Source organism: Haloarcula sp. CBA1115 (genome assembly GCF_000827835.1).
GTDB lineage: Archaea > Halobacteriota > Halobacteria > Halobacteriales > Haloarculaceae > Haloarcula > Haloarcula hispanica.
On the sequence record NZ_CP010529.1, the window covers coordinates 3287674 to 3310930 of the forward strand.

The following is a 23257-nucleotide window of genomic DNA, read 5'->3' on the forward strand; positions in this document are numbered from 1 at the left end:
CTGCTTTTTAAGCTATCGAGCGTCGTAGTTGTGGTAATCATGGGCGACCGAACTTCACGCCACGTTGCTCGCCCGCTTCGAACCACAGGCAGTCACCGCTTCTCCCGTCGCTGTTGTCGATTCTAATGTCCAGTGCTTCGGCCCGGCCAGCCGTCCCGTCTACAGACGACACCACCCACACTACACACCATGTTTGACCGACTGAAAGCGGATATTCGTACAGCACTCACAAAGGACCCGGCGGCGACCAGCGCGATGGAGGTCGCGCTCACGTACCCCGGCCTGCACGCGATCTGGGCCTATCGTGTCGCCCACTGGCTCTGGGCGAACGACCGAGCGTTGCTCGCCAGACTCATCTCCCACGTCGCGCGGTTCCTGACCGGCGTCGAGATCCACCCCGCCGCGGAGATCGGCAAGCGCGTGTTCATCGACCACGGGATGGGCATCGTCATCGGGGAGACGGCCGAAATCGGCGACGACGTGCTCCTGTACCACGGTGTCACCCTCGGCGGCACGTCCATGCGCCGCGAAAAGCGCCACCCGACGGTCAGGGACGGCGCGACCATCGGCGCTGATGCCTCGATAATGGGGCCGATCACCGTTGGAGAGAACGCGTCCGTCGGCGCTGGCGCAGTCGTCGTCGATGACGTGACCCCCGAAACGACAGTCGTGGGCAACCCGGCGGAGCCTGTCGGCGCTGCCGGTGTCGCCTCACCAAATCCGGACCCTATCATCGCTGACGGCTAACGGCGACAGATACGTTCTTTTCCGTCGAGTCAGTATCACAGAGCCATGAGTGACTCGCCACATGAGGTGTTACGCGCAGACCCCGATATCGGGCCGCTGGTCGAGACACACGGCGAACTCACGCTCGACCCGGCGTCGGACCTTTTCGAGCGGCTCGTCGTCTCGATTCTTCGCCAGCAGGTGTCGATGGCGTCGGCCGCCGCGACACGGGAGCGACTGTTCGACGCCGTCACCGTGACACCGGCGGGCATCAAAGACGCTGACAACGACCTCCTCCGGGACGCCGGGCTCTCGCGGCAGAAAACCCGCTACGTCAACGAGGTCGCCGATGCGTTTCTGGAACACGGCTACTCGCTGGAAACGTTCGAGGACGCCGCCGACGAGGAGATCCACGAGGAACTGACCGCCATTACGGGGGTCGGCGACTGGACCGCAAATATGCAACTGCTGTTATAGCGTCAGTGAGTACAGGCGTCACACTTATGCTATCTGCTGACAGCAGTAATGCATGGCACGAATACAGGTACGGGTGTCAGACGAGCAAAAGGAACTGTGGGACGAATACGCAGAGAACAGTCCTGAATACCGAACTACTGCCGACCTTGTACGGACAGCAGTTACCCGTGAAATAAACGGTGGCTGGCAAACGGGTGGGGGGATGGACGACGAGACGGCACGGAAGATTGAGAGTATGGACAATACTATTGACGAACTGATGGACCAAATGGCAGTGATGACGAAAGCGTTTGCAGGGTCCCCGATAATGGCCGATGACGCCAGTGAGGGACTGTCGGACTTTGATGTATCACAACTGCCAGAAGACCCTGATGAGGCATACTATCCCGACAAGGCGACTGTTCGGCGTAAGCTACGGGAAGTGTCGGATAATATTAAGAACATCAGGGAGACAGACGACGGTGGTTTCTATCAAGGGAGTAGTCAATGATGAACGAAAGTGATGCACTGTCGGTCTTTGACGGTATGCGGACAGAGTCTCCTGCCTCAATTGAGAACTACAAGACGGTGGTACGGCGGTTCATCAAACACCACCCTGACGTGTATGAGGTTACCACGGACGAGATAGCTCAGTACTTGGAGGATATGCTGAATGACGGTTATGCCGATAAGACCGTTGACGCCGCCCGTACAGGACTAATCAAGTTCTTTGGACAGTTAGACCGTGACGACGACCCTACCGACAGTGACAAGCTGGATATTTGGAGTTGGTATCAGTACACGGGGAAGACACGTAAGACCGAAAAGAAGGAAATTATCTATCTTGAACAGGATGAAATTAACAAGCTGATTGAGAACCTGCCTGCCCCTGTTCTCCGTAATGAGCTAATCATTCGTCTGATGTTCGAGACGGGCCTTCGAGCGACTGAGTTGTGTACCCTGAAAGTAGAGGATATAGACACAGACAATCGCCGTATTGACGTAATCGGTGGCAAGGGCAACAAGGACAGGACTGTCTACTATGATGAGACGTTAGATACACTGCTTGAGATATGGCTTGTTGACAGACAGGGTGTGTACGTCGATAATACGCCGTACCTGTTCCCAACAAACCGCAGTGAGCATATCAGTCAACGGCGATTAGCTGATGTGATTAACAAGGGGGCCGAAAATGCAGGGATACAGGAGACACTGTATGTAGACAAGTCGGGCAGGGGACGTAAGCGCGTCACACCTCACACCATACGGCACAGTTTCGCTATGGCCTGCCTCAACAACGGTATGCCCATCAAGTTCCTTCAGGAGCTAATGGGACACGACAGAATGGAAACTACAGAGGTGTATCTAAATGCTCTTGATACGGACGTAGAGAAGTCATATCGTCGGTGGGGACCGCAGTACTAATCAATCAAATCGTTTTTATTTTTATAATTCATCGCTATCCTCTTTCCGCGCTTCTACTGCCTCCTCGTACTTTATTACTTCTTCTTCACCGTCTAAATAAACGTGGTGTCTGCACCGCTTCGTGTCAATATTCTGAAGGAACAGTCTCAGGGAACACATAGCACAGTACCCTCGACCGTCAGACAGTTCTGTACCACAACGGTTCTTGGGAACCTCACCCTCGGTATCGTAGGCCATTATAGCTCCCAGTTGAAGCTCATGACTTGAGCTATGCTGGACGCCCGTGCCTGAAGCGGCGTTGATGCCCGAGGCAGGAGTCCCCACCAATGTAAGCTATTTGTCACGTCGGACTTACAGAACATCTCGTCCTCATCTGTGTTCTCGATAAGGAACTGGAATATCTCCTTTGTATTCATCTCCTGTTCGACTGAAAGGAAGTACATCGGAGCCTTTTCCATCAGGTCGTCTCGACTCCACTCCCACTCCCCACTACGGAGCATTTCCATCATCTCGCTATCAGAGGGCTTGGAGTGTTCTTTGACATTCCACTTCATTATGCCGACACCTCCGTCAGCGTAACAATATCACAAGCGCCTTTTGTTCCGACTGGCAGAACGTGAATATAATCATAGTCGTTGTCGATAACGTCGACTCCATCATGTCGGTGTGAGACTCGGGTAACCCGCACCTCGTAGTCAGTCGAGCCGATACGACCGTCGTTCTCAAAGACGCCGTTAACGTACACGAGGACGTGCTGATAAGGCTGTTGAGTACTGATTGTTACTTCTTCGACATTATTCGGAAGGGACAGAATAGAGCCGTCACCAACCTGTTCAGAAAGGACGTTCATCAGTTCCAACCCTCTGGCGTCGAACGTCGGGGAGCTAACTCGTCTGGTGTGGCAGAATCTTCTGCGGCACACTGCTGGCAACATGGTTCGTCATCGTCACTTTCATCGTCCTGTTCAACAAGTCCAGTTTCGGACATGAAGGTGATTGTTCCATCCGTGTCCATCTTAATATTTTCGGCATCTTCTGGAATCTTGGTACTGTCTTCTGTTCGGTATGTTTTTGCCATAATTGTATTATCTGCTGTTTTCGTGTAGTAGAAGCCCTCTACTGTGGTTGTGGGTCGTATCTCCGTATCTGCCTGATACCCCTACATTCGTGCCGCTTCTATAATTTCAATCCCGATTAGACTAAAATCATCTGACTCGGCCATGGTGTAAGGTAACTTCTGTATGCGTTTTAGTCGTCTAAAGCAACATCAAGAAGCTGTTCGAGAACAACGGCATTAGGGACGTGTTCGGTGTTGTAAACCTCCATCTTGTACGCATTAAGTCGTTCAACGTCGCTCCGCTTGATTCGGGTCGTAGTTTCTGTTTCTGTCATAATATATCGGTTTTCCGTGCTACCTAAATTCGTGGTAGCGCACTGAAAATGAATACGCAGGAAACCCTGCGATACAAGCTCCTTGGTTGGGGCTTTCAAGATTACTACAGGAGTAGACAGGAAGCACTGGGGTGAACAGGAAAGCTCCCTCAGTCCTGCCTCCTCCGTATACGTATGTAATAACAATGCGTACAAGCTCTAATACGTCATTATGCACAATATGAGGGTTGAAATAATATCTGATGCACTATTTCAAGATGGAAGTCGGATAAAAAAGCGTCTGGATGTGCAATCCCCATACCATATCGGTTTTGCAGGAATAGGTAGCGACTACAGGTAGGAACAGGCAGAGATGAATTTGCCCGATTAAACCCCTGAGCCATAGATGTATCTCCGCCGTTTAAATTGAAGGATTAAAAGCGTCTAAAAGTAGAGATGGATTGCCTCAGTAAAACAATCAAAACTGAGGCTGTACGTAAACCGTTAAGAGCGTCCCAACGTCCAATCCAGCATAACGCCGACACGGGAAAATGCCAGAATATCCTATTAGGACAGGGGGTAGCATATTTCGCCCCTCAAACTACTGGAATAAAGATAGTTCCGCCCGCACATAATTCCGCCCCTAACAATGATGGATACAATGATAGAGACAAAGCCTCCTCATTATGCCTACCTTCTGTTCACGAAGCTGTTGCACTTCTGTTCCTTCGTACCGTCCTTCTTCGTACCGCTATTCTCCTGAATCCCGCCCGAAGGGTGGGTTGAAGGTAGCGTCGTCAAGGTGTTGTTTCTCGACTCCTCCAGCGTCCTGTTACACACGCCGTTCGACCTCATACTTCGGTCTGTAATAACAGTTCGTACAAGCCCTAACACGTCATTATGCACAATATAAATATTGAAATAAAAGATACTGTCTGGCTCCTGATACAATAGGGGGTTATGTTGCCGCTATCTCCAAATAGCTCCTGTGACGCCACTGGGAACGTTTGAAGGGTCAGACATACTATCCCCCTCGACTTAGAATCAAACTATACACGGGCTAACTGGGGCCGTCAGAATCCATCGTAGCAGGATAGCTATGCTTGAATGAACAGGCTGTTCAAGTAAGTAGGGTCACAGGCCCAAATAAAGAGATATATCCGTGAGTGTGGGTCTATACCGATAGTATTTCCATTTGTAGGCCCATGTGTGCGTTCTGATGGGTTTCATCTAAATGTAGTGTCTACCACTTATCTTTGTGTGGACGGCGTCAGAACGGACAGGAGCGGCCTTAGAATCGACTGTGGTGTAAGGGCGGACACTGACACCTTGCTGATGCTCCTGTCTCGTCAGTTAGTTGATGAGTATATCTGTTTAGCTATACCGTGTTGATGCCCTTTAACCCACCCCGTCAAAATTAGAATTGAATAAAGGTTACCACGTTGACACGTTGGCGGAGGATAGGCTTGGCACACAGACAGGCTTGACACGCACGCACCCTTCAATGAGGGACTTTTTAATGGACGGGGACAATGTATGGTATGTAGACCCGTCGGGGCCTCACCTATCCCACTCAGGTTCTCGATAGGGCTACACCGTTAGCAACGCCTATGAGCGAGAAAGAAAATGCTCCCCACGACAAAAACGAACGGGAGCCTGATGAAGAACAGAACAACATACTGAGAGAGCTAAAAGTAGTGCGACTGGTGTTGGAGATTGTCTCACTGGTCGCACGGCTAATCAGTATGTTGTAACATTGGTGGGTTTCCGACCTCACTGGTCGGGACCTCACCTATCCCAACTACTACTACTAAGTCCATCCACTTAACTCTACTACAATCTTACTACAATCGTTCCATGACTTCACTATAAATCTACTACAATCCTACTACATTCGTGCCACGGCCTCACTATACTTTATTGGAGATTGAATATAGCCTAAAGTTTAGAGTACGACACCTGTACTGACTGGTTGTTGAACATGCAACTCCTGTTCGCGTTCGGCCGAAAAGACGTGTTCCCGGTCGGCGACCTCGGCATCCGCAAGGGGTTCGAGGCCGTCGTCGGTGACGGGTACAGCCGCGCGGAGATGCGCGAGTACGCCGAGCGGTGGTCGCCGTATCGGAGCTACGCGAGCCTGTATCTGTGGCGGGCCAGCGAGGATATCGCCGAAAGCGTCGCAGAAGTGCGCGAGGACTGAGACGGCTCGAAAGCTGGTACGAACGCGTCGCTACTCTTCGCTCTGCTCTTCTTCCTCTGTTTCCACGTCTGACTCGTCGTCCGCACGGCGGGTCACGTCGACCTGATAGTGCTTGAGGATGTCCCGACCCAGCAACAGCGGATAGTCCATGTGCCCGCGGTCCTCGACGCTGGCCGTGACGGTGTGCTGGGTCCCGCCGACGCCAACGACGAGGTCGACGACCGGGCGCGACCGACCGGACTTGAGACTCCCGGATTTGATCTTCACGATGTCGAGAATCGGCCCCGTTCCGATTTCCGCGGCGAGCTTGGCGTCGATACTGGTTCTGGTCGCGCCAGTGTCGGATTTCGCGAGGACGGACTTTGTCCCCTGCGTCCCGGTGACGACAACCTCCTCGATGTAGCCGACGACGACGTTCTCCTGTGCTTTCGGCTGTGGCTTCTTCGGCGTACACGCAGGCTTGGAGTCGTCGAGCCGGTCGGAGAGCCGTTCGACGGTTTCCTCGTCGACGCTTCCGCCGGCCCGCTCGATAGCGAGCTGAGCGATGTAGGGGGCAGGACTGACGCCGCTGGCCTTGAACAGGCCGCGGAACCCGGCGGTGGGGTTCACTTCGAGCACGTAGTAGCCGTCGTCGCTCTGGACGATGTCGACGCCGGCATAGTCTAGACCGATAGCCTCGACCGAGTCGAGCGCGATTTCCCTGACCCGCTCGGGGAGTTCGCCCGTCATGTCCTCGACCTCGCCGCCGAGCGCAACGTTCGTCCGCCACTCGCCTTCGGGCGCGTAGCGGTTCATCGCGCCGACGATCTGGTCGCCGACGACGTACACGCGAAGGTCGTGGTGGCGCTGCTCGTCGTGTTCCATGTACTCCTGTAAGAACGCGTAGCGGCCGCCGACCTGGGCGTTGACCTGGTTTTCCAGATCGACCATCCACGTCCCGCCGCCGTGGGTGCCGATAGCCGTCTTGTACACCGCGCGGTCACCGAAGCGGTCCCGTTCCTCGTTCAGCAGGTCGCTCGACAGCGCGAGCAGCGCGTCCGGGACCGGGACGCCGGCGTCGGCCAGCGCGGCAGCGCTGGCGAACTTGTGCAGTGCCGTCGTCGCCGCCATCGGCTCGTTCAACGTCGGTGCGAGCCGGCTGATAGTCATCCCGAGCCCGATCCCTTCCGCGGGATGTTCGTCGCTGGAAAGTAGCAGACGGTTCGCGACCACGTCGACACTCGGTTCGAGTGTCATTTCGCCGTCAGCAACGCTGATCGCGGTGTTTTCGGTGCGAAGCCACTCCGTGTCGTAGCCCATCTCGTCGACCGCGTTCAGGATGGCCTTCGACTCCTTGCTGGAGTGGAGGCTGAGAACGCCGACTGTAATATCCTGGTCGCTCATGCTGTCGACTTCTGTCGGCCACAGTATAGATGTACGGATACTCGCTTGTCCCGGAGGGGTTTTAGCCGCCGACTCTCGTTGTGATGGCATGGAAGAGGCCAAGCCGTTCACCTTCGACGGCGGCCGCGTCAAACCGGGGGAAACCCGCAACGTTCGCTACACGGTCAGCGAGACGTATCTGGGGGACGCCGTCCGGATGCCGGTTACCATCGTCAACGGCGAGCGGCCCGGTCCGACAGTGTTTCTCACCGCAGCGGCCCACGGCGACGAACTCAACGGCATCGAGGTCGTCCGGGAGGTGGCCCACGAGTGGAACCACGACGGGCTGGCGGGGACGCTGGTCTGTCTGCCGGTGTTGAACGTCCCGGCGTTTCTGGCACAGGAGCGGTACCTGCCGATCTACGACCGGGACCTGAACCGCTCGTTCCCCGGCGACCCCGAATCGACGAGCGCGAAACGGATGGCCCACGAGATTTTCCGGAACTTCCTGGCCCCGTGTGACGTGGGCCTCGATTTTCACACGTCCACGCGCGGGCGGACGAACATGCTCCACGTCCGGGCGAACATGGACGACCCCGAGGTCGCGCGGGTCGCGAACGCCTTCGCCTCGAACGTCATCATCTCTTCGGAAGGTCCGTCGGGGTCGCTCCGGCGGGAGTTGAGCGATTCGGGCGTCCCGACGATCACGATAGAGATGGGCGAAGCCCACCGGTTCCAGCGGCCGCTCATCGACTCGGCGCTTGATAGTGTTCGGTCGGTGCTGGCGGAGTTCGGCCTGCGGGACTCCGACACCGTCCGGTGGCCGGGCTGGCGGACGGTCATCGACGACAACGGCGAGAAAACCTGGATCCGCGCGGACTCGGGCGGACTGGTGGATATGCACTACGACCGCGGTGACCTGGTGTACGAAGACGACGTGATCTGTACGATCGCCAATCCGTTCAAAACGGAGAATACACTGATGCGTGCGCCGTTTACCGGCCTGCTGGTCGGCATCCTTGAGAACCCACTGGTGTATCCCGGCAACCCCCTCTGCCATCTGGTCCGACTCGACGACCGGACACAGCGGGCCATCGAGTGGAACCGCCGGGCGGACGACGACGATTGGTAACTGCAGAGTAGTCAATTGACGAACGTCTTCGGACGAGATTCCGGCGATACGCGTCCGTTGTAGAAACTACTATCTGTCCCCGGACTAACCCCCCAGTGTATGAGTCAGTCTTACAATCGCGGCACCGTCGAGGACTTCGGACGGTGGCGGGAGTTCACGGCCGGGATGTGGGCCTGGATCTTCCACAAGTTCACCGGCTGGGTTCTCGTGGGCTACCTGTTCACCCACATCGCGGTGCTGAGCACTGCGGTCGGCGTCGATCCGGCGAGCGCGCAGGCAGGCAGCGACCTCTACACCAGCACGATCAGCGGCCTGGAATCGCTGCTGATCGTCCGGTTCCTCGAAGTCGGTCTGCTAGCCGTCGCCGTCTTCCACATCCTCAACGGCATCCGGTTGCTGATGGTTGACCTGGGTGTGGGGCTGGAATCGCAAGACAAGAGCTTCTACGCGTCGCTCCTGCTGACGGGCGCTATCGTCGTCGCCAGCGTGCCGACGTTCCTCGGGGGGAAGCTAGCCTGATGGCTGAACACTACTCCTCCTTCGACCGTGGCGGGCGTCGCTGGCTGTTCCAGCGGCTGACGGCAGTGTTCCTCGTCGGCGTGCTCGCGTTCCACTTCATGCTGTTGCACTTCGTGAACCACGCCGCCGACCTCACCTTCCTGGGTACGCAGGCCCGAATGAACCGACCCTGGTATCTCATCACGATGTGGCTGTTCCTCGTCACCGCCACGTTCCACGGCGTCAACGGCGTGTACAACGCGCTGGTCAACCAGGGACTCACCGGCTCCCGGAAGAACGCAGTCAAGTACCTGCTCGGCATCGCCGGCATCCTGCTCATCGTGCAGGGGACCCGCGTGTCGCTGGCCATGACAACCCTCGTCTGAACTATGAGTACGCAAATCGAACAACAGGAGACCGAGACGGAGGCCGACGAAGAGACAGAGCCCGAGGTCCAGTCCCCGGGCGACCGTCGGCGCGCACAGCGAGACGAACGACAGGCACAGGAGCAGGCCCAGCGGGAAGTCGAAGAGGAGACGCTCGACGACGAGGACACGATTACGCTGAAAGTGTTCCGTTACGACCCCGAAGTCGAGGGGAAGCAGGAACCTCGCTTCGACGACTTCCGCGTGCCGTTCCACAAGGGCATGACCATCCTCGATGCGCTCATCTACGCGCGGGACCACTACGACTCCTCGCTGACCTTCCGACACTCCTGCCGGCAGGCCGTCTGTGGCTCGGACGCGCTGTTCGTCAACGGGCGACAGCGCCTCGGCTGTAAGACGCAGATATCGGAGCTTGACGACCCCATCCGCATCGAGCCGCTGCCCCACCAGGAAGTGGTGAAGGACCTCGTCGTCGACATGGAGCACTTCTACGACCAGATGGAGGCCGTCGAACCGTACTTCGACGCCGACGAGACGCCGGACGACAAGCTCGAAGAGCAGCGCCAGACCCGGGAGAACCGCGAGAAGGTCAAGATGTCCACGCGGTGTATCTGGTGTGGCGCGTGCATGTCCTCGTGTAACATCGCCGCCGGCGACAACGAGTACCTCGGCCCCGCCGCCATCAACAAGGCCTACCGCTTCGCGATGGACGAGCGCGAGGGCGAGAACCGCAAGCAGGAGCGCCTGCGCATCATCGAACAAGAACACGGCGTCTGGCGCTGCCAGACCCAGTTCTCCTGTACCGAAGTGTGTCCGAAGGACATCCCGCTAACCGAGCATATCCAGGAGCTCAAGCGGGAAGCGGTCAAGAACAACCTGAAGTTCTGGTGACTTCAGCGTAGTATACCCGATACGCTACTTCTGCCGTGCTCCGCTGATCGAACGAACCGATGACGGGCAGAGGGTTGTGACCTCGGGGACACCCGCCCTGAAACCGTTCGTGTACGAGCACAGGTGTTCGGTACGCCCCAGTTGCCTCTCCCGATTGAGACTACTAGCGGCCGCGAAGACAGTTCTGACACCTGAAGCACAGTGTGAGACGATGTCTACGAAACCATCTCTCGGATTCGAAAGCGAAGGAAAGTTGCTGGGGCTACTCGGCCTGCCCAGCACGTATGTCTGGCTGAGCGGTGCCGGGAACGCGTCCGCCAACGGCCACCTTGTAGATGGCGTAGACGGCCCAGATGAGAAACCCCAGGAGGATGATATACGACCGGATCTCGAGCGGAACGAGGGCATCGTGCACGACTTGCCCCTCGCCGGAGACGGGGTGGGTACTCCCCAGGAACATTTCCACGAGGCCGATACCAACCGTACCGAGAAGCACGAGGCCGCCGCCGACGTACATAGCGATCTTGTCTGCTGTAGTAAGGTCACTCATATTTTGGCACCTCCATTAGCCGATGAGGTACTGAAGCCGCGGGTGGTTCTTGACGAACTCGGTGTTCTGCAGGTACGCGTCGATGCCGAGGACGCGCCCGGCACCGAGGGTGGCAATCATCCCGAAGATGAGAATGCCCAGCAACTCGCCCGTGACGACGCCGTGAGACCAGGCACCGGTCTCGCCGTTGATGAAGTAGAAGAACACCATCATGAACGCGCCGAAGAACGCTGCTGTCCGGGTGAGCGCCCCGAAGACCAGTCCCAGGCCGATCAGCACCTGACCGATCGGGACCGCGACGTTGGTGAACGCCAGTCCGGCGCCACTACTGAACAGAGTGACGATGGGACCGAGACTCGTTCCCTGGGCGGCGCCACCAACGAACCAGCTTGCGTCGAACGGCCAGCTAGCGAGTTTGTCGAGGCCGGCGTGTAACAGCCACCAGCCGCCGACCAGCCGCATAATGACCAGCCAGTAGGCCAGCCACGGTTGTGACACGCTGAACGTGACGTCTTGCCCGAGCATCCGGGTCTGAACAATTGTGAGATCACTGGTTGCCATATGTTTCCACACTATTTGGTAACATGGTTATATGTATTCAATTTTTGCCTATACGATGAGTGTCAAAAATCCGTTTAACACGTCGGTATTAAACGAAGAGATACCTGCACCACCAACAGCTGTGCCTACGGGGCCAGTCGAGACACCAGTCCCACCAGCGGAGACGCTGATTCTCGGCGCGAATTAGAGAGAACAGACGAGTGCAACCCCGAATCGTGGTGGGTGGGCGCATCACGCCACATCCCAGTATCGAAGGCACGGGGAACCGCCCACCCCGGTATCCGAGTGTACCGAACCGGCCGCAGTCCCGCAGGTCGACCGACTCCGAGCGGTAACGCTACGTACAGCGACAGGTGCCGGGGCGGTGGGCCCACAGTTCGGTGCGGACCGCCCCCAGCTCTCACTGTCACCTGTGTGCAGGTGTACTGCTTTGCGGTCAGCGGACCCCGCGACTCAGTCGCTCCCGTCGGCCCACGGCGGCAGAATCGCGGTCAGGGCCTCGTTCATCGGGGCCGCGACGCCAACATCGTCGGCGTGGCGGACGACCGAGCCGTTGAGCGCGTCGAGTTCCATGGGCTTGTCGTGGGTCAGGTCGTAGTCGAGCGAGGAGTACATCCCCGGGTCGAGGTCCTCGGCGAAGTCGAGACACTCCGAGACCGTATCGTCGGGCAAGTCGAGAGACGGAGTTTCATACTCCGTAGAGCTACAGCGAACCGGGTGAAATGGGCTTGGGCGGCGACCACAGCCGTCAAACGCAAAAGCGTACTCAGTTATCGCGACAGATGAACTCGAAGCGCGCACCGCCGCTTTCGCTGTCGGTCGCGATGACTTCCCAGTTGTGTGCATCGACTATCTGTTCGACGATGCAGAGGCCGAATCCGGTCCCCTCATCGGCCGTCGAGTAGCCGGGTTCGAACAGGTCCGCGGTGCCGTCGGAAAAGCCCGTTCCGTCGTCCGTAACGTAGAATCCCCACGATTCCGTCCCGACAGTGACAGTCACGTCGTCGCCACCGTGTTCGATAGCGTTCCGAAAGAGGTTCTCGAGTAGTTCCAGCATCGCCCCCTCGTCGGCTTTGATGCTGTCGGCGGTCTCAGTTTCCAGCGTCGCGTCCTGTGTGTCGACCATCGACCAGGCCCGTTGCGAGAGGGTGCTGAGGTCGACTGTCTCGATCTCCTCCGGGTCGACGCCCTGTTTGGCGAGCACGAGCAAGTCGTCGATGAGCGTGTACATCCGGTCGATGCTCCGTTCGGCGCGCTCGAAGTGCGCGTCTTCCCCTGTCTCACGCGCGAGTTCGAGCGAGCCATCGAGGACGTCCAGCGGGTTCCGTAGGTCGTGACTAATCGCGTCCGAGAACCGCTCGAGGCGCTGGTTCTGTCGCTCGAGTTCCTGTTCGCGCTGTTTCCGCTCGGAGATGTCGCGAGTCGTCACGACGACGTGGTCTTCCAGCGGGCCGCTCTCGACCTGCTGGCCGCGGGACTCCGCCCAGATCCAGTCGCCGTCTGCGTGGCGATAGCGGTGCTCGATGACGGCGATATACCCCGGGTCGTCTATCATCCGGCCGAACTCGGTGAGGGCGTTCGAGAGGTCGTCCGGATGCACGTACTCAAAGAGGTCTGAGTCCTGCATCTCGTCTTGCTCGTAGCCGAGGACGCGTTCCACGGACGGACTGATGTACTCGACATTGCCTTGCTCGTCGAACACAGTGAGCACGTCGGAGGTATGCGTGACGAACTGGCGAAACTGGGCTTCGAAGCGCGGTCGGTCGCTGACGTCGCGGGAGGTGAACACCCGGCAATCGCGGTCTGTCTCGGTGTCTGATGAGACGATGGTTTCGAGCCAGACCCAGTCGCCATCGGCGTTCCGGAACCGGTACTCGGCCCCGTCGTCCTCCCGTTCGCCCGTAAGCGTGGCGAGGACGCGATCCGTATCCTCCGGGTGGACGAGATCCAGCCAGTTCGTGCCGACGAGCGACTCCATATCGTACCCTAACACGCGTTCGATCGCTGGGCTCACAAACCGTATTATCAGTTCTCCATCAGTAACTGTCAGTACTGAGGGTGCCTCGGCTAACACCGCTTCGAAGTCATCAGTTGACGTGAGATACTGGTCTGGCATCAGGTTTGAGACGGGTCAGCGCCCGTAGTGGGACTATCCGTCGGGTCTAGTATCAGTAGTTGGTTCCTAAGTATTCACAGCGCGTGATATAATTCCATCGGATAGGTCAAGAATTCAGTCTCCCTGACAAGACATCCCGATACCAGGAGCGGGATGCAACCCACTAGTGGAGCCATACTCGGTAACGCAACAGGGAGGCTTAAGTTTGGCTAATCCTAAGCCGAAACCACGCCAAGAGACACTCTCACAATGTACGAACACGATGTCATCGTGGTCGGCGCGGGTGGCGCTGGCCTCAGGGCGGCTATTGCAGCGGACGAAGAGGGTGCAGATGTGGCCCTCGTGACCAAGCTCCATCCAGTTCGGAGCCACACAGGTGCCGCGGAGGGTGGAATCAACGCCGCCCTTCAGGAAGGGGACTCCTGGGACCTCCACGCGTACGACACGATGAAGGGGTCCGACTACCTCGGCGACGCCCCTGCCATCGACACCTTCGCCAAGGACGCTCCGGAAGAGGTCATCCAGCTCGAACACTGGGGGATGCCCTTCTCCCGCGAGGACGACGGCCGCGTCTCACAGCGTCCCTTCGGCGGTCTCTCCTATCCGCGGACGACGTACGCCGGTGCCGAGACCGGTCACCACCTGCTGCACACGATGTACGAGCAGGCGGTCAAGCGCGGCATCGAGGTGTACGACGAGTGGTACGTGACCCAGCTCGCGGTCACCGACCACGACGACCCCGAGGACCGCGTCTGTCACGGCTGTGTCGCCTACGATATCAAGTCCGGCGAGATTCAGGGCTTCCGCGCGAACAACGGCGTGATTCTCGCAACCGGGGGCCTGGGCCAGGCCTTCGACCACACCACGAACGCCGTCGCCAACACCGGCGACGGCTGTGCGATGGCCTACCGCGCCGGCGTCCCGATGGAGGACATGGAGATGATCCAGTTCCACCCGACCACGCTGCCGTCCACGGGCGTCCTCATTTCTGAGGGGGTTCGCGGTGAGGGTGGTATCCTCTACAACGACAACGAGGAGCGGTTCATGTTCGAGCACGGCTACGCCAACAACGAGGGGGAACTGGCCTCCCGCGACGTGGTCGCTCGTGCCGAACTGACCGAGGTCAACGAGGGCCGCGGGGTCGAAGACGAGTACGTCGACCTCGACATGCGCCACCTCGGGGAGGAACGCATCCTCGACCGTCTTGAGAACATCCTCCACCTCGCGGAGGACTTCGAGGGCGTCGACGGCCTCGACGAGCCGATGCCGGTCAAGCCCGGCCAGCACTACGCCATGGGCGGCATCGAGTGCGACGAGAACGGCGAGACGTGCATCGACGGCCTCTACGCGGCCGGCGAGACCGCGTGTGTCTCGCTGCACGGTGCGAACCGGCTCGGGGGCAACGCCCTGCCGGAACTACTCGTGTTCGGTGCCCGCGCCGGCCATCACGCCGCCGGCAAGGACATGAAGACCGCCGAAATCCAGACCGGCCCCTCCGCCAAGAGCGAGCCCGGCGACGTGGAGCCGCCGGTCGAACCCGGTGCCATCGACGCCGGCAGCGACGACGTCGCCGCCGACGGAGCGGCTGTCGAGCCAAAGGCGGTCCTCGAAAGCACCGTCGAGCAGGAGCGCCAGCGCGTCGAGGACCTCATCGAATCCGACGGCATCAACCACGCCGAGGTCCGCGCGGACGTGCAGGAGACGATGACCGAGAACGTCAACGTGTTCCGGACCGAAGCGGGTCTGGAGAAGGCCCTTCAGGACCTCCGGACGGCGCGCAAGGAGTACGAGAACGTCGCCGTCGAAGACCCGTCCCGGACCTACAACACGGACCTCATCCACACCATCGAGACCCGCAACATCCTCGACGTGGCCGAGGCCATCACGCTCGGCGCGCTCGCACGCGAGGAGTTTCGTGGCGCACACTGGCGTGCGGAGCACCAGGAACGCAAGGACGACGAGTGGATCAAGCACACGATGCTTGCCTGGAACGAGGGTACCCCCGAACTCTACTACAAGCCCGTCATCCTCGAAGGCGACGAGGAGACCTACGAGCCGAAAGTCCGGTCGTACTGACGACCTGACCACCGGCGACGATATCTGTTTCTGCGAGTTTCAGGGTGCGCCGACGAGGACGAACGTGCTCTCGGTATCGCCGTTGTGAATCGTTCGCTCCGCCTCCGGCGGGAGTCTGATTGCGTCGCCCGCAGTGAGAGCCACGTCGTCGCCGTCAACCTCGACAGTCGCTTCTCCCTCGATAAGGACGTACACCTCCTCGTGGCCCTCGTCGGCGTGGTCGTGCGGTTTGCCGGTCCAGCCGGCCTCGCAATCCAGCACAGTGACGCCGACCTGCTCACAGTCCAGGGGGTCTCGGAGGAAGTGCATCGCATCGGCCACCGGTTCCACATCGGTGTAGTTGACTTTCGTGTAGCTCACAGACACAGGTGTCGCCGGCCAACACAAAATAAGTTGTTGTGGATTCGAAAGGAAAAGCTGCAGAGGCGGATACCGCTCCCGCTCTGGGCGTTGCCATTGGTGAGATACCGGATGAGCGACCGGCTCAACGGCACTCGAGTGTCGGCAGCGTTGACTGCGGAAACACCCGGAATCATCACTTACTTGGTTGTCAGGAACGTATTACTGATAGCTTGGAAGGGTGGCTCAGTGGTAGAGCGCTACCGACCAACATGCCAGAATCGGTTGGTAGTTACCCCGCAAAGGGCTCCGCGTGGTTCGACTCCCGCCCCTTCCATTTTCCGTCGGTTCGTCGTGAGCGGAGTAGCCGGCTCCGGGTGTGCCACACTGGCAAGTCGGATCTGACAGTTGAGCCGCCTAGAACTACCCCAGTAGGGTTGACTATAGCTATCGGGTACGAAAACCGTCGATGTGGAAGCCGACGCCTCACCGGAAGTGGAAAGGTAAGGAATGTGGGGGTGGGGGGTGGGGTGGTGCGGCACCAGTGTGGTGCCTATTGCGAAAAACGGGAGGAGATGTATAAAAATCCATTGCTGTGATTATCACAGTTGATATTGGGGTGAGATGCTGTTGCCGGATTCTACACTACTGGCGTAGAGAATTGGCGGAGGACCAACGAGATGACACCTGTCCCGGCAGTTACTTGTGGGTAAACAACACGACGTTCCCATCGTTGATAGTCGTACAGAGGTCCATCTCGAAATCGAGATTGAGGGAGGTGAACTCCTGCTTACAGACGACCATATCGTCGAACGGTTCTTCACAGGATGGACAGGCCACAGCCGTCGTGTTCTGGTAGGAAGCGATCGCCTCGTTGTCCTCACGCGGCGTCAACGACGAGAGGAGTTCGTCAAAATCGTCCATGTTCGGGGAACCGCGGGCGTACGGTATAAATCATGCGCCGCCCCAGCACCAAGGTATTAAAGTTCACTTGTGGTAATACAACTACAATGACTTCACCCGGTGGCGGAACGCGCTTCGCACTCGTCGCAGGAACCACGGAGACCGCGGATCGGGCGGGGATCAGCGCCGCCGGAGCCGATCCCGAACTAATGTCGGTAACGCCCGCCGCAGACGCTGAATTAGTGACATACGGCACACCAGTTCGGACGGACGTGACACCAGTCAGTCCGAGTGGCTGTCCGACGCCGGCGCTGGTGACACGGGCCGCCCGAGAAGTCCTTGGATTTGATGTCACAGTTGTCGATGGCGGACTGGCCGAGAAAACGGGGGCACCGACAGTCTCAGTCGGCGCACGCCCGGGAAAAGACATCGCAGAGCGGGACCCGGTGTCGACGGCCCACGGGGCGTTCGCGGCCGCCCGACAGCTCGGGCAGGCACTCCCGGCCGACGAACTGTATCTGGGCGAAACAATTCCCGGCGGGACGACGACGGCACTCGGCGTCCTCCGTGCGCTGGGCGAGGACGGGATGGTCTCCTCGTCGCTCCCCGAAAACCCCACAGCGCAGAAATCGGAGGTGGTCGCCGAGGGACTGCAAGCCAGTTCGCTGGAGCCGGGCGACGCCGCAAACGAACCGAAACGGGCGGTTCGCCGGATGGGTGACCCCGTTCTGGCAACGCTCGCCGGGCTGACCGCAGGGGCCGTCGAGAGCGATACCGCAGTGACGCTGGCCGGCGGCAGCCAGTGCGTCGCCGTCGCTGCGCTGGTCCGCCACGGCGGCTACGAGGGACCGCTCGGACTGGCGACGACGAGCTACGTGGCCGACGACGGGAGCGCCGACGTGCGGGCGTCGGCTGACCGACTTGACCTCGACCTGACGGTGACAGACCCCGGCTTCGACCGGAGCGATCACGTCGCGATGGAGCGGTTTGTCGCCGGCGAGGCGAAGGAGGGGGTCGGCATGGGCGGCGCGCTGGCGCTCGCCGACCGCGCCGGCATCCCGATGGCGGAGGTCCGTGACCGCTTTGCGGCCATCTACGACGACCTGATTGGCGACGCGCCCACAGCAACGGCCGAGGAGAGGACGTGAACATGGAGGGGTTCGTTCTCGCCGGCACAAGCTCCGGCGTCGGCAAGACCGTTGCCACGCTGGCGACCTTGACAGCGCTCGAAGACGCCGGGTATCAGCCCCAGCCGGCCAAGGCTGGCCCGGACTTCATTGACCCGAGTCATCACGAAGCACTCGTCGACACACCGTCGCGGACGCTCGACCCCTGGCTTGCGGGCGAGGACGGGATGCGCCGGACCTACTGGCGCGGCACGGGCGATATCTGCATCGTGGAGGGCGTGATGGGGCTCTACGACGGGACGAAGACGTCGACGGCAGCGGTCGCCGAGGGGCTGGACCTCCCGGTCGTTCTGGTCGTCGATGCGAAAGCCGGCATGGAGAGCGTCGCCGCGACGGCACTCGGGTTCGCGCAGTACGCCGACCGCATCGGTGTCGACATCGATGTGGCCGGCATCCTCGCACAGCGCGCCCACGGCGGCCGACACGCGGACGGCATCAGGGATGCACTCCCCGAGGACCTCACCTACTTCGGCCGGATTCCGCCGATGTCGGACCTGGAGATTCCGGACCGCCATCTCGGGCTACATATGGGCTCAGAGGCCGGGCTCGACCGTGACGCACTCTCGACAGCGGCAGAGACCATCGATATCGAACAGCTGGTCGACGTGGCACGGGAGCCACCGGAAGTCGCGCCTCAGGGAAAGGACAGCGACGGCGTGGCGGCCGACCACCGAATCGCCGTCGCGCAGGACAGCGCGTTCTGTTTCATCTACCCCTCAGTACTCGAACGACTCCGGTCTGAGGCGTCCGTCGAGCCGTTCTCGCCGGTCGCCGGTGACTCGGTGCCCGACGCCGACGCCATATATCTGCCCGGCGGCTATCCGGAACTCCACGGAGAGTCGCTCGAAACCGGCGGCACACTCGACGAGATAGCCCGTCGTGCCGCCGACGGCGTCCCGGTCTACGGCGAGTGCGGCGGCCTGATGGCGCTGTCGGAGTCGCTGACGACGACCGACGGCGACACCTACGAGATGGCCGGGGTCCTCCCCGCGGACATCGAGATGCAGGACCGGTATCAGGCGCTTGACCACGTTGAGTTAGAAGCACGGACAGACACCGCCGTGGCCGCGTCCGGAGCGCACCGCCGCGGACACGAGTTCCACTACTCCGCTGCGACCCTCGGCAGCGATGCGTCGTTCGCTTTCGACATGGTTCGGGGCGACGGTATCGACGGCGAACACGACGGCCTCACAGAATACAGCACCATCGGGACGTACTGTCATTGCCACGGCGAAAGTGGCGCGTTCGACCGTCTGCTTGCAGTTCCTTCGAAGGATATCTGACGTACGGCCCGCCGTCGGACGCGTGGCTGACTGCCCGCAACCTTTTTTTCGACAGACAGCGTCGTTCTGATAATGAACGAGTTGCGCGACCTACTTGGAGACCTGGTCGCAGACGTCGACGCCGTATTCCTGTTTTCCCCGAACGCGTCGTTTTTCGAGGAGTTCGACGACGTCGACGAAGAAATCGTCGTTGTCGGCCCGGAGAACACTCTCGATGCGGAACCGTTTGTCGAGCTACCGATCGATTTCACCGACCTTGAAGGCCGCCTCCGCTTCGGTATCGAGGGCGCACTGGAGCAGGGCATCGTCGACGAGGGCGACGAAGTGCTCTGTGTGACCGAGGTGCTGGACGGGGCCGAGAACACGCTCGTGCGGGTCCAGACCAACGATTTCTCACCCTCCGGCGTGTATGACATGTTCGTCAACTCGCGGGCGGACGCAAGTGTCGTCCGTGATGTCTTCGAGGTCGCCATCGAACTGGGGAAGAAAGGCCAGAAGGGCAAGCCTGTCGGCGCTCTGTTCGTCGTCGGCGACGCCGGCAAGGTGATGAACAAGTCCCGGCCGCTGTCGTACAACCCTTTCGAGAAGTCCCACGTCCACGTCGGCGACCCCATTGTCAACGTGATGCTCAAGGAGTTCTCGCGGCTCGACGGCGCGTTCGTCATCTCCGACGCCGGCAAGATTGTCTCCGCATACCGGTATCTCGAACCCTCCGCGGAGGGGGTCGACATCCCCAAGGGCCTCGGGGCCCGGCACATGGCGGCCGGCGCGGTCACCCGTGACACCATGGCGACGGCTATCGTTCTCTCCGAGAGTGACGGGCTCGTACGGGCGTTCAAAGGCGGGGAGTTAGTCCTCGAGATCGATCCCGAGGAGTACTGAGGATGCAGTTTGGTTTCGACTGGGCAACCATCATCCGGCAGGTGTTCTCGCCACAGGGAACGTTCGTCTTTTCGCTCGTGGTACTGGCGTTTGGCATCGTGCTCGGCTATCTCGTCTGGCGCTCGTCCCGGCGGTTCATGCGCGAACTCGGTGTGCCAGAGGCAGTTGAGGGGACACCGTTCGAGCGGACGGCGCGGGGACTCGGCACATCAACTGTCGGCATCGTCTCGAACCTGGCGGCGCTGTTTATCTACATTACGACGGTCACCGCCGTCCTCAACATCGCGCAACTGACAGACCCGGAACTGTACTGGGCCCGCTTCACGTCGTTCCTACCTGACCTGTTTATCGCCCTGTTCGCCGTCATCATCGGCCTCATCGCGGGCGACAAGGCCAAGCTCATCGTCTCCGAGCGACTGCGCAGCGTCAAGATGCCCGAGGCGACGGTGCTGCCCGAACTCGTCAAGTACAGTATCTTCTATCTGGCAGTACTCATCGCACTCGGGCAACTGGGCGTCGAGACGCTCGCCCTGCTCATTCTCCTCGGGGCGTACGCGTTCGGGCTGGTGTTCGTCTGTGGACTGGCACTGAAGGACATCCTGCAGGCCGGTGCAGCCGGTCTTTACCTCCTGTTGACAGAGCCATACAGCATCGGGGACGAAATTGTCATCGGTGACCAGAGCGGCATCGTGCAAGAAGTCGACATCCTCGTCACGCGTATCGAGAGCGACGGCGAGGAGTACATCATCCCGAACAAGCGCGTGTTCAACACGGGTATCGTCCGTATTCGCGGCTAAGTGAGGTTACGCTTCTTCGGTTGTCTCGTCGTCCGCGCCCAGCGGTTCGGCCGGGACGCCAGCAACGGTCGTCTCTGGCGGCACGTCGGCAGTCACGAGCGAGTTCGCGGCGACCTGTGCGCCCGGGCCGATTTCGACGCCGGGAAGCACAATCGCGCCCGCACCAATCATGGCCCGTTCGCCGACAACGACTTCGCCAGTGCGGTACTCGTCCTGCAGGAACTCGTGACACAGCAGCGTCGCGTCGTAGCCGATGATTGCGTGGTCCTCGACGGTGATGAGTTCGGGCCAGAACACGTCCGGCGTCGACTCCAGCCCCCACGCGACGCCGTCACCGACGGTGACACCGAGCCGCGAGAGTAGCCAGTTCTTCAGCCGGAGGCTCGGCGAGATGCGACAGACGAGGATGACGACGTAGTTGACCATCACCCGGAGCGGGTGTTTGGCGTCAGGCCACGGGAACAGGGAGTTGTGCGGGCCGGGCGTGGGGTGCTGGCGCAGTCGGTCGTGTCGTGGACCACTCACGTCCGTCGTGTACGGGGCCGCGATAATCAAACCCGTCGGCTCGCCGGCGGTCACCGCGTCCAGAACGTCGGCGTCAGCATCACCAGCACGGGGACGATTTCGATTCGGCCGACCCACATCAGCAGTATCATCAGCACCTTGCTCGACCGGGCGAATCCCTCGTAGGTCCCGTAGGGGCCGGCCTGCCCGAACGCCGGGCCGATGTTGAAGAACATCGACGCGGCGGCGCTGAGGGCCTCGAACTCGGTTATCGGTGCGCCCGCCCGCTCGCCGTCGGCCACGAGCAGGACAGTACCGAGTATGAAAAACACCAGCGCGACCAGCGTGTACGCATACACGTCGCGGACGGTGTCCTCGTCGACGATTTCCCGTCCCAGTCGGACCGGGCGGACACTCCAACGGTGGGCCGAAACGTTCAGGTCCCGCCAGAAGGACTTGGTGACGATGAGCCAGCGCAGCGTCTTGATAGAGCAGGTGGTGCTTCCGGCCATCCCGCCGATGAACATCATCACGAAGAGGACGTTCTTTGCGCCGGCCGACCAGGTGTTGAAATCCGTTGAGGCGTAGCCCGTCGTCGTGACGATGGCGGCGGTCTGGAAGACGGCGTGGCGAACCGTCGCCCCGACGCCACCGGTGAATCCCTGATCGAGCACGAGTAGGCCGCCGATGAGCAGGGTGCCGACCCCGAGAATCCCCACGTAGAAGTGGAACTCCTCGCTCTGCCGGAGTCGGTCAGTGTCGCCCCGAACGAGCGCGTACAGCAGGACGAAGTTCGTTGCGCCGACGATCATGAACAGCGTCACCGCCCACTGGACGGGCGGGGAGAACGCGCCGATGCTCTCGGCCCGTGGGGAGAAGCCGGCCGTCGCGATGGCGGTGAACGCATGAGCAATCGCGTCGAAGAGGGTCATCTTCGGGGCGAGGCCGCTCACTCCCAGCGCGAACAGAATAGCCGCCGCAGCAGCTGTCAGACCGAGATACAGCAACCCCAGGATGCGCGCCGTATCCTCGATGCCGGGCGTAAGCTTTGTCACATTCTCGGTCCGCGTCTCCGTCTCCATGAGCTGTGCGCCGGCGACCGAGAGCCGCGAGAGCACGGCCGTCGCGAGCAACAGAACGCCGAGGCCGCCGAGCCACTGGAGGACCTGCCGCCACATCAGCAGTGCCTGCGAGTGGGCGTCGAAGTCCCGGATAACGGTCGCGCCCGTGGTGGTGATGCCGCTCATTCCCTCGAACAGCGCGTTGACGGGGGTGGCGAAGACGCCGGTCCCCTCAAGGAACAGCGGTATCGCGCCGACCACGGCGATGGACAGCCAGGCCAACGACACCGTCAGGAACGCCTCGCGGTCGTCGATGCGCTCGCGCTGGAGGCGAGCGAGCGCTGTGCCGACGCCCAGCGTAATCGCTATCGTGACGAGATACGGTAGCGGCGACTCACCGTACAACACAGCCACCAGTGCGGGAATCACCAGCGGAACGGCCAACCACTGCAAAATCGCACCGAGAACGTTCAGCGACGACCGCACGTCGACAGTGGTCAGTGCCAAGGGCGTTCACCGCCCGGCGATTTTCCGGCGCGTGACCGCTGACGC

Annotated in this window: 24 protein-coding genes, 1 tRNA gene and 2 pseudogenes; 15 read left to right on the forward strand and 12 right to left on the reverse strand. The window is 60.2% G+C overall.

The window, feature by feature from the left end:
* Window positions 1-189: 189 nt before the first annotated feature.
* The 4 genes and pseudogenes from cysE to SG26_RS16355 all read left to right on the forward strand — a co-directional run bounded on the left by cysE (window position 190) and on the right by SG26_RS16355 (window position 2607).
* Complete coding sequence (cysE, locus tag SG26_RS16340) at window positions 190-747, forward strand: serine O-acetyltransferase (RefSeq protein WP_050038147.1); 558 nt, start codon at window positions 190-192, stop codon at window positions 745-747.
* A 45-nt stretch (window positions 748-792) separates the two neighbouring features.
* Window positions 793-1197 (forward strand): annotated as a pseudogene (locus SG26_RS16345) (DNA-3-methyladenine glycosylase family protein); the annotation flags it as partial.
* Between the two features lie 58 nt (window positions 1198-1255).
* Window positions 1256-1693, forward strand: coding sequence for a hypothetical protein (locus SG26_RS16350; protein WP_050038148.1), 438 nt, complete (start codon window positions 1256-1258; stop codon window positions 1691-1693).
* Window positions 1693-2607: a tyrosine-type recombinase/integrase gene (locus tag SG26_RS16355; RefSeq protein ID WP_175055159.1), complete on the forward strand. Its 915-nt coding sequence runs from the start codon at window positions 1693-1695 to the stop codon at window positions 2605-2607. The genes SG26_RS16350 and SG26_RS16355 overlap by 1 nt, the downstream gene beginning before the upstream one ends.
* Window positions 2608-2628: 21 nt before the next feature.
* Here SG26_RS16355 and SG26_RS21210 read toward each other — a convergent pair whose 3' ends face one another.
* From SG26_RS21210 to SG26_RS21215, 3 genes are all read right to left on the reverse strand, one after another.
* On the reverse strand, window positions 2629-2844 hold the full coding sequence (locus tag SG26_RS21210) for a hypothetical protein (RefSeq protein ID WP_154020802.1): 216 nt from the start codon (window positions 2842-2844) through the stop codon (window positions 2629-2631).
* Complete coding sequence (locus SG26_RS16360) at window positions 2844-3161, reverse strand: hypothetical protein (protein ID WP_050038150.1); 318 nt, start codon at window positions 3159-3161, stop codon at window positions 2844-2846. Before SG26_RS16360 ends, SG26_RS21210 begins: the two co-directional genes overlap by 1 nt.
* 693 nt (window positions 3162-3854) lie before the next feature.
* Complete coding sequence (locus SG26_RS21215) at window positions 3855-3998, reverse strand: hypothetical protein (protein WP_154020803.1); 144 nt, start codon at window positions 3996-3998, stop codon at window positions 3855-3857.
* Window positions 3999-5943: 1945 nt separating this feature from the next.
* Here SG26_RS21215 and SG26_RS16370 point away from each other — a divergent pair.
* Window positions 5944-6177, forward strand: a pseudogene (locus SG26_RS16370) (DNA-3-methyladenine glycosylase 2 family protein); the annotation flags it as partial.
* A gap of 30 nt (window positions 6178-6207) precedes the next feature.
* Here the strand turns inward: SG26_RS16370 and SG26_RS16375 are convergent.
* Window positions 6208-7560: a RimK family alpha-L-glutamate ligase gene (locus SG26_RS16375; protein WP_050038152.1), complete on the reverse strand. Its 1353-nt coding sequence runs from the start codon at window positions 7558-7560 to the stop codon at window positions 6208-6210.
* Between the two features lie 88 nt (window positions 7561-7648).
* Between SG26_RS16375 and SG26_RS16380 the strand changes: the two genes are divergently transcribed.
* The 4 genes from SG26_RS16380 (at window position 7649) to SG26_RS16395 (ending at window position 10446) form a co-directional block, all read left to right on the forward strand.
* Window positions 7649-8671, forward strand: a complete 1023-nt coding sequence (locus tag SG26_RS16380) for a succinylglutamate desuccinylase/aspartoacylase family protein (RefSeq protein ID WP_050038153.1) — start codon at window positions 7649-7651, stop codon at window positions 8669-8671.
* Between the two features lie 99 nt (window positions 8672-8770).
* Entirely contained in the window at window positions 8771-9190 is a 420-nt protein-coding gene (gene sdhC, locus SG26_RS16385) for a succinate dehydrogenase, cytochrome b556 subunit (RefSeq protein ID WP_008308928.1), read from the forward strand.
* Window positions 9190-9555 carry a succinate dehydrogenase hydrophobic membrane anchor subunit gene (locus SG26_RS16390; protein ID WP_008308927.1) on the forward strand — a complete coding sequence of 122 codons (366 nt, stop codon included), beginning with the start codon at window positions 9190-9192 and terminating at the stop codon, window positions 9553-9555. The genes sdhC and SG26_RS16390 overlap by 1 nt, the downstream gene beginning before the upstream one ends.
* A gap of 3 nt (window positions 9556-9558) precedes the next feature.
* The gene (locus tag SG26_RS16395) at window positions 9559-10446 is read left to right on the forward strand and encodes a succinate dehydrogenase/fumarate reductase iron-sulfur subunit (protein WP_050038154.1); all 888 of its coding nucleotides are present in this window, start codon (window positions 9559-9561) and stop codon (window positions 10444-10446) included.
* Window positions 10447-10708: 262 nt separating this feature from the next.
* Here the strand turns inward: SG26_RS16395 and SG26_RS16400 are convergent, their stop codons facing one another.
* The 4 genes from SG26_RS16400 to SG26_RS16415 all read right to left on the reverse strand — a co-directional run bounded on the left by SG26_RS16400 (window position 10709) and on the right by SG26_RS16415 (window position 13673).
* Entirely contained in the window at window positions 10709-10996 is a 288-nt protein-coding gene (locus SG26_RS16400; protein WP_050038155.1) for a hypothetical protein, read from the reverse strand.
* A 15-nt stretch (window positions 10997-11011) separates the two neighbouring features.
* Entirely contained in the window at window positions 11012-11557 is a 546-nt protein-coding gene (locus tag SG26_RS16405) for a DoxX family protein (protein ID WP_050038156.1), read from the reverse strand.
* Between the two features lie 453 nt (window positions 11558-12010).
* The gene (locus SG26_RS16410) at window positions 12011-12229 is read right to left on the reverse strand and encodes a ketopantoate reductase C-terminal domain-containing protein (RefSeq protein ID WP_050038157.1); all 219 of its coding nucleotides are present in this window, start codon (window positions 12227-12229) and stop codon (window positions 12011-12013) included.
* A gap of 94 nt (window positions 12230-12323) precedes the next feature.
* Window positions 12324-13673: a PAS domain-containing sensor histidine kinase gene (locus tag SG26_RS16415; RefSeq protein WP_050038158.1), complete on the reverse strand. Its 1350-nt coding sequence runs from the start codon at window positions 13671-13673 to the stop codon at window positions 12324-12326.
* A gap of 249 nt (window positions 13674-13922) precedes the next feature.
* Here SG26_RS16415 and SG26_RS16420 point away from each other — a divergent pair, with 249 nt between their 5' ends.
* Window positions 13923-15749, forward strand: a complete 1827-nt coding sequence (locus SG26_RS16420; RefSeq protein WP_014040516.1) for an FAD-binding protein — start codon at window positions 13923-13925, stop codon at window positions 15747-15749.
* A 39-nt stretch (window positions 15750-15788) separates the two neighbouring features.
* Here SG26_RS16420 and SG26_RS16425 read toward each other — a convergent pair whose 3' ends face one another.
* Window positions 15789-16109, reverse strand: coding sequence for a cupin domain-containing protein (locus tag SG26_RS16425; protein WP_014040517.1), 321 nt, complete (start codon window positions 16107-16109; stop codon window positions 15789-15791).
* Window positions 16110-16323: 214 nt separating this feature from the next.
* Here SG26_RS16425 and SG26_RS16430 point away from each other — a divergent pair.
* Window positions 16324-16425, forward strand: a tRNA-OTHER gene (locus tag SG26_RS16430).
* Between the two features lie 362 nt (window positions 16426-16787).
* On the opposite strand, the gene SG26_RS16435 is transcribed toward SG26_RS16430, so the two are convergent.
* Window positions 16788-17012, reverse strand: coding sequence for a hypothetical protein (locus tag SG26_RS16435; protein ID WP_004592515.1), 225 nt, complete (start codon window positions 17010-17012; stop codon window positions 16788-16790).
* 86 nt (window positions 17013-17098) lie between these two features.
* Between SG26_RS16435 and SG26_RS16440 the strand changes: the two genes are divergently transcribed.
* From SG26_RS16440 to SG26_RS16455, 4 genes are all read left to right on the forward strand, one after another.
* Complete coding sequence (locus SG26_RS16440) at window positions 17099-18139, forward strand: nicotinate-nucleotide--dimethylbenzimidazole phosphoribosyltransferase (protein WP_050038159.1); 1041 nt, start codon at window positions 17099-17101, stop codon at window positions 18137-18139.
* Window positions 18140-18141: 2 nt separating this feature from the next.
* A complete protein-coding gene (locus SG26_RS16445) occupies window positions 18142-19461 on the forward strand; it encodes a cobyrinic acid a,c-diamide synthase (protein WP_050038160.1) in 1320 nt (439 codons plus the stop codon).
* A gap of 72 nt (window positions 19462-19533) precedes the next feature.
* Complete coding sequence (gene dacZ / locus SG26_RS16450) at window positions 19534-20343, forward strand: diadenylate cyclase DacZ (RefSeq protein ID WP_004960990.1); 810 nt, start codon at window positions 19534-19536, stop codon at window positions 20341-20343.
* Window positions 20344-20345: 2 nt separating this feature from the next.
* Complete coding sequence (locus tag SG26_RS16455; RefSeq protein ID WP_004960988.1) at window positions 20346-21140, forward strand: mechanosensitive ion channel domain-containing protein; 795 nt, start codon at window positions 20346-20348, stop codon at window positions 21138-21140.
* A gap of 6 nt (window positions 21141-21146) precedes the next feature.
* Here SG26_RS16455 and SG26_RS16460 read toward each other — a convergent pair whose 3' ends face one another.
* Together SG26_RS16460 and SG26_RS16465 are read right to left on the reverse strand one after the other, a co-directional pair.
* A complete protein-coding gene (locus tag SG26_RS16460) occupies window positions 21147-21695 on the reverse strand; it encodes a DapH/DapD/GlmU-related protein (RefSeq protein WP_175055171.1) in 549 nt (182 codons plus the stop codon).
* Window positions 21696-21715: 20 nt separating this feature from the next.
* Complete coding sequence (locus SG26_RS16465) at window positions 21716-23212, reverse strand: TrkH family potassium uptake protein (RefSeq protein WP_050038161.1); 1497 nt, start codon at window positions 23210-23212, stop codon at window positions 21716-21718.
* Between the last annotated feature and the right edge of the window lie 45 nt (window positions 23213-23257).

Bases quoted from the DNA above. Each gene is read 5' to 3' on its own strand.
- cysE (WP_050038147.1), top strand. From the start codon at position 190: ATGTTTGACCGACTGAAAGCGGATATTCGTACAGCACTCACAAAGGAC.
- SG26_RS16350 (WP_050038148.1), top strand. From the start codon at position 1,256: ATGGCACGAATACAGGTACGGGTGTCAGACGAGCAAAAGGAACTGTGG.
- SG26_RS16355 (WP_175055159.1), top strand. From the start codon at position 1,693: ATGAACGAAAGTGATGCACTGTCGGTCTTTGACGGTATGCGGACAGAG.
- SG26_RS21210 (WP_154020802.1), bottom strand. From the start codon at position 2,844: ATGGCCTACGATACCGAGGGTGAGGTTCCCAAGAACCGTTGTGGTACA.
- SG26_RS16360 (WP_050038150.1), bottom strand. From the start codon at position 3,161: ATGAAGTGGAATGTCAAAGAACACTCCAAGCCCTCTGATAGCGAGATG.
- SG26_RS21215 (WP_154020803.1), bottom strand. From the start codon at position 3,998: ATGACAGAAACAGAAACTACGACCCGAATCAAGCGGAGCGACGTTGAA.
- SG26_RS16375 (WP_050038152.1), bottom strand. From the start codon at position 7,560: ATGAGCGACCAGGATATTACAGTCGGCGTTCTCAGCCTCCACTCCAGC.
- SG26_RS16380 (WP_050038153.1), top strand. From the start codon at position 7,649: ATGGAAGAGGCCAAGCCGTTCACCTTCGACGGCGGCCGCGTCAAACCG.
- sdhC (WP_008308928.1), top strand. From the start codon at position 8,771: ATGAGTCAGTCTTACAATCGCGGCACCGTCGAGGACTTCGGACGGTGG.
- SG26_RS16390 (WP_008308927.1), top strand. From the start codon at position 9,190: ATGGCTGAACACTACTCCTCCTTCGACCGTGGCGGGCGTCGCTGGCTG.
- SG26_RS16395 (WP_050038154.1), top strand. From the start codon at position 9,559: ATGAGTACGCAAATCGAACAACAGGAGACCGAGACGGAGGCCGACGAA.
- SG26_RS16400 (WP_050038155.1), bottom strand. From the start codon at position 10,996: ATGAGTGACCTTACTACAGCAGACAAGATCGCTATGTACGTCGGCGGC.
- SG26_RS16405 (WP_050038156.1), bottom strand. From the start codon at position 11,557: ATGGCAACCAGTGATCTCACAATTGTTCAGACCCGGATGCTCGGGCAA.
- SG26_RS16415 (WP_050038158.1), bottom strand. From the start codon at position 13,673: ATGCCAGACCAGTATCTCACGTCAACTGATGACTTCGAAGCGGTGTTA.
- SG26_RS16420 (WP_014040516.1), top strand. From the start codon at position 13,923: ATGTACGAACACGATGTCATCGTGGTCGGCGCGGGTGGCGCTGGCCTC.
- SG26_RS16435 (WP_004592515.1), bottom strand. From the start codon at position 17,012: ATGGACGATTTTGACGAACTCCTCTCGTCGTTGACGCCGCGTGAGGAC.
- SG26_RS16440 (WP_050038159.1), top strand. From the start codon at position 17,099: ATGACTTCACCCGGTGGCGGAACGCGCTTCGCACTCGTCGCAGGAACC.
- SG26_RS16445 (WP_050038160.1), top strand. From the start codon at position 18,142: ATGGAGGGGTTCGTTCTCGCCGGCACAAGCTCCGGCGTCGGCAAGACC.
- dacZ (WP_004960990.1), top strand. From the start codon at position 19,534: ATGAACGAGTTGCGCGACCTACTTGGAGACCTGGTCGCAGACGTCGAC.
- SG26_RS16455 (WP_004960988.1), top strand. From the start codon at position 20,346: ATGCAGTTTGGTTTCGACTGGGCAACCATCATCCGGCAGGTGTTCTCG.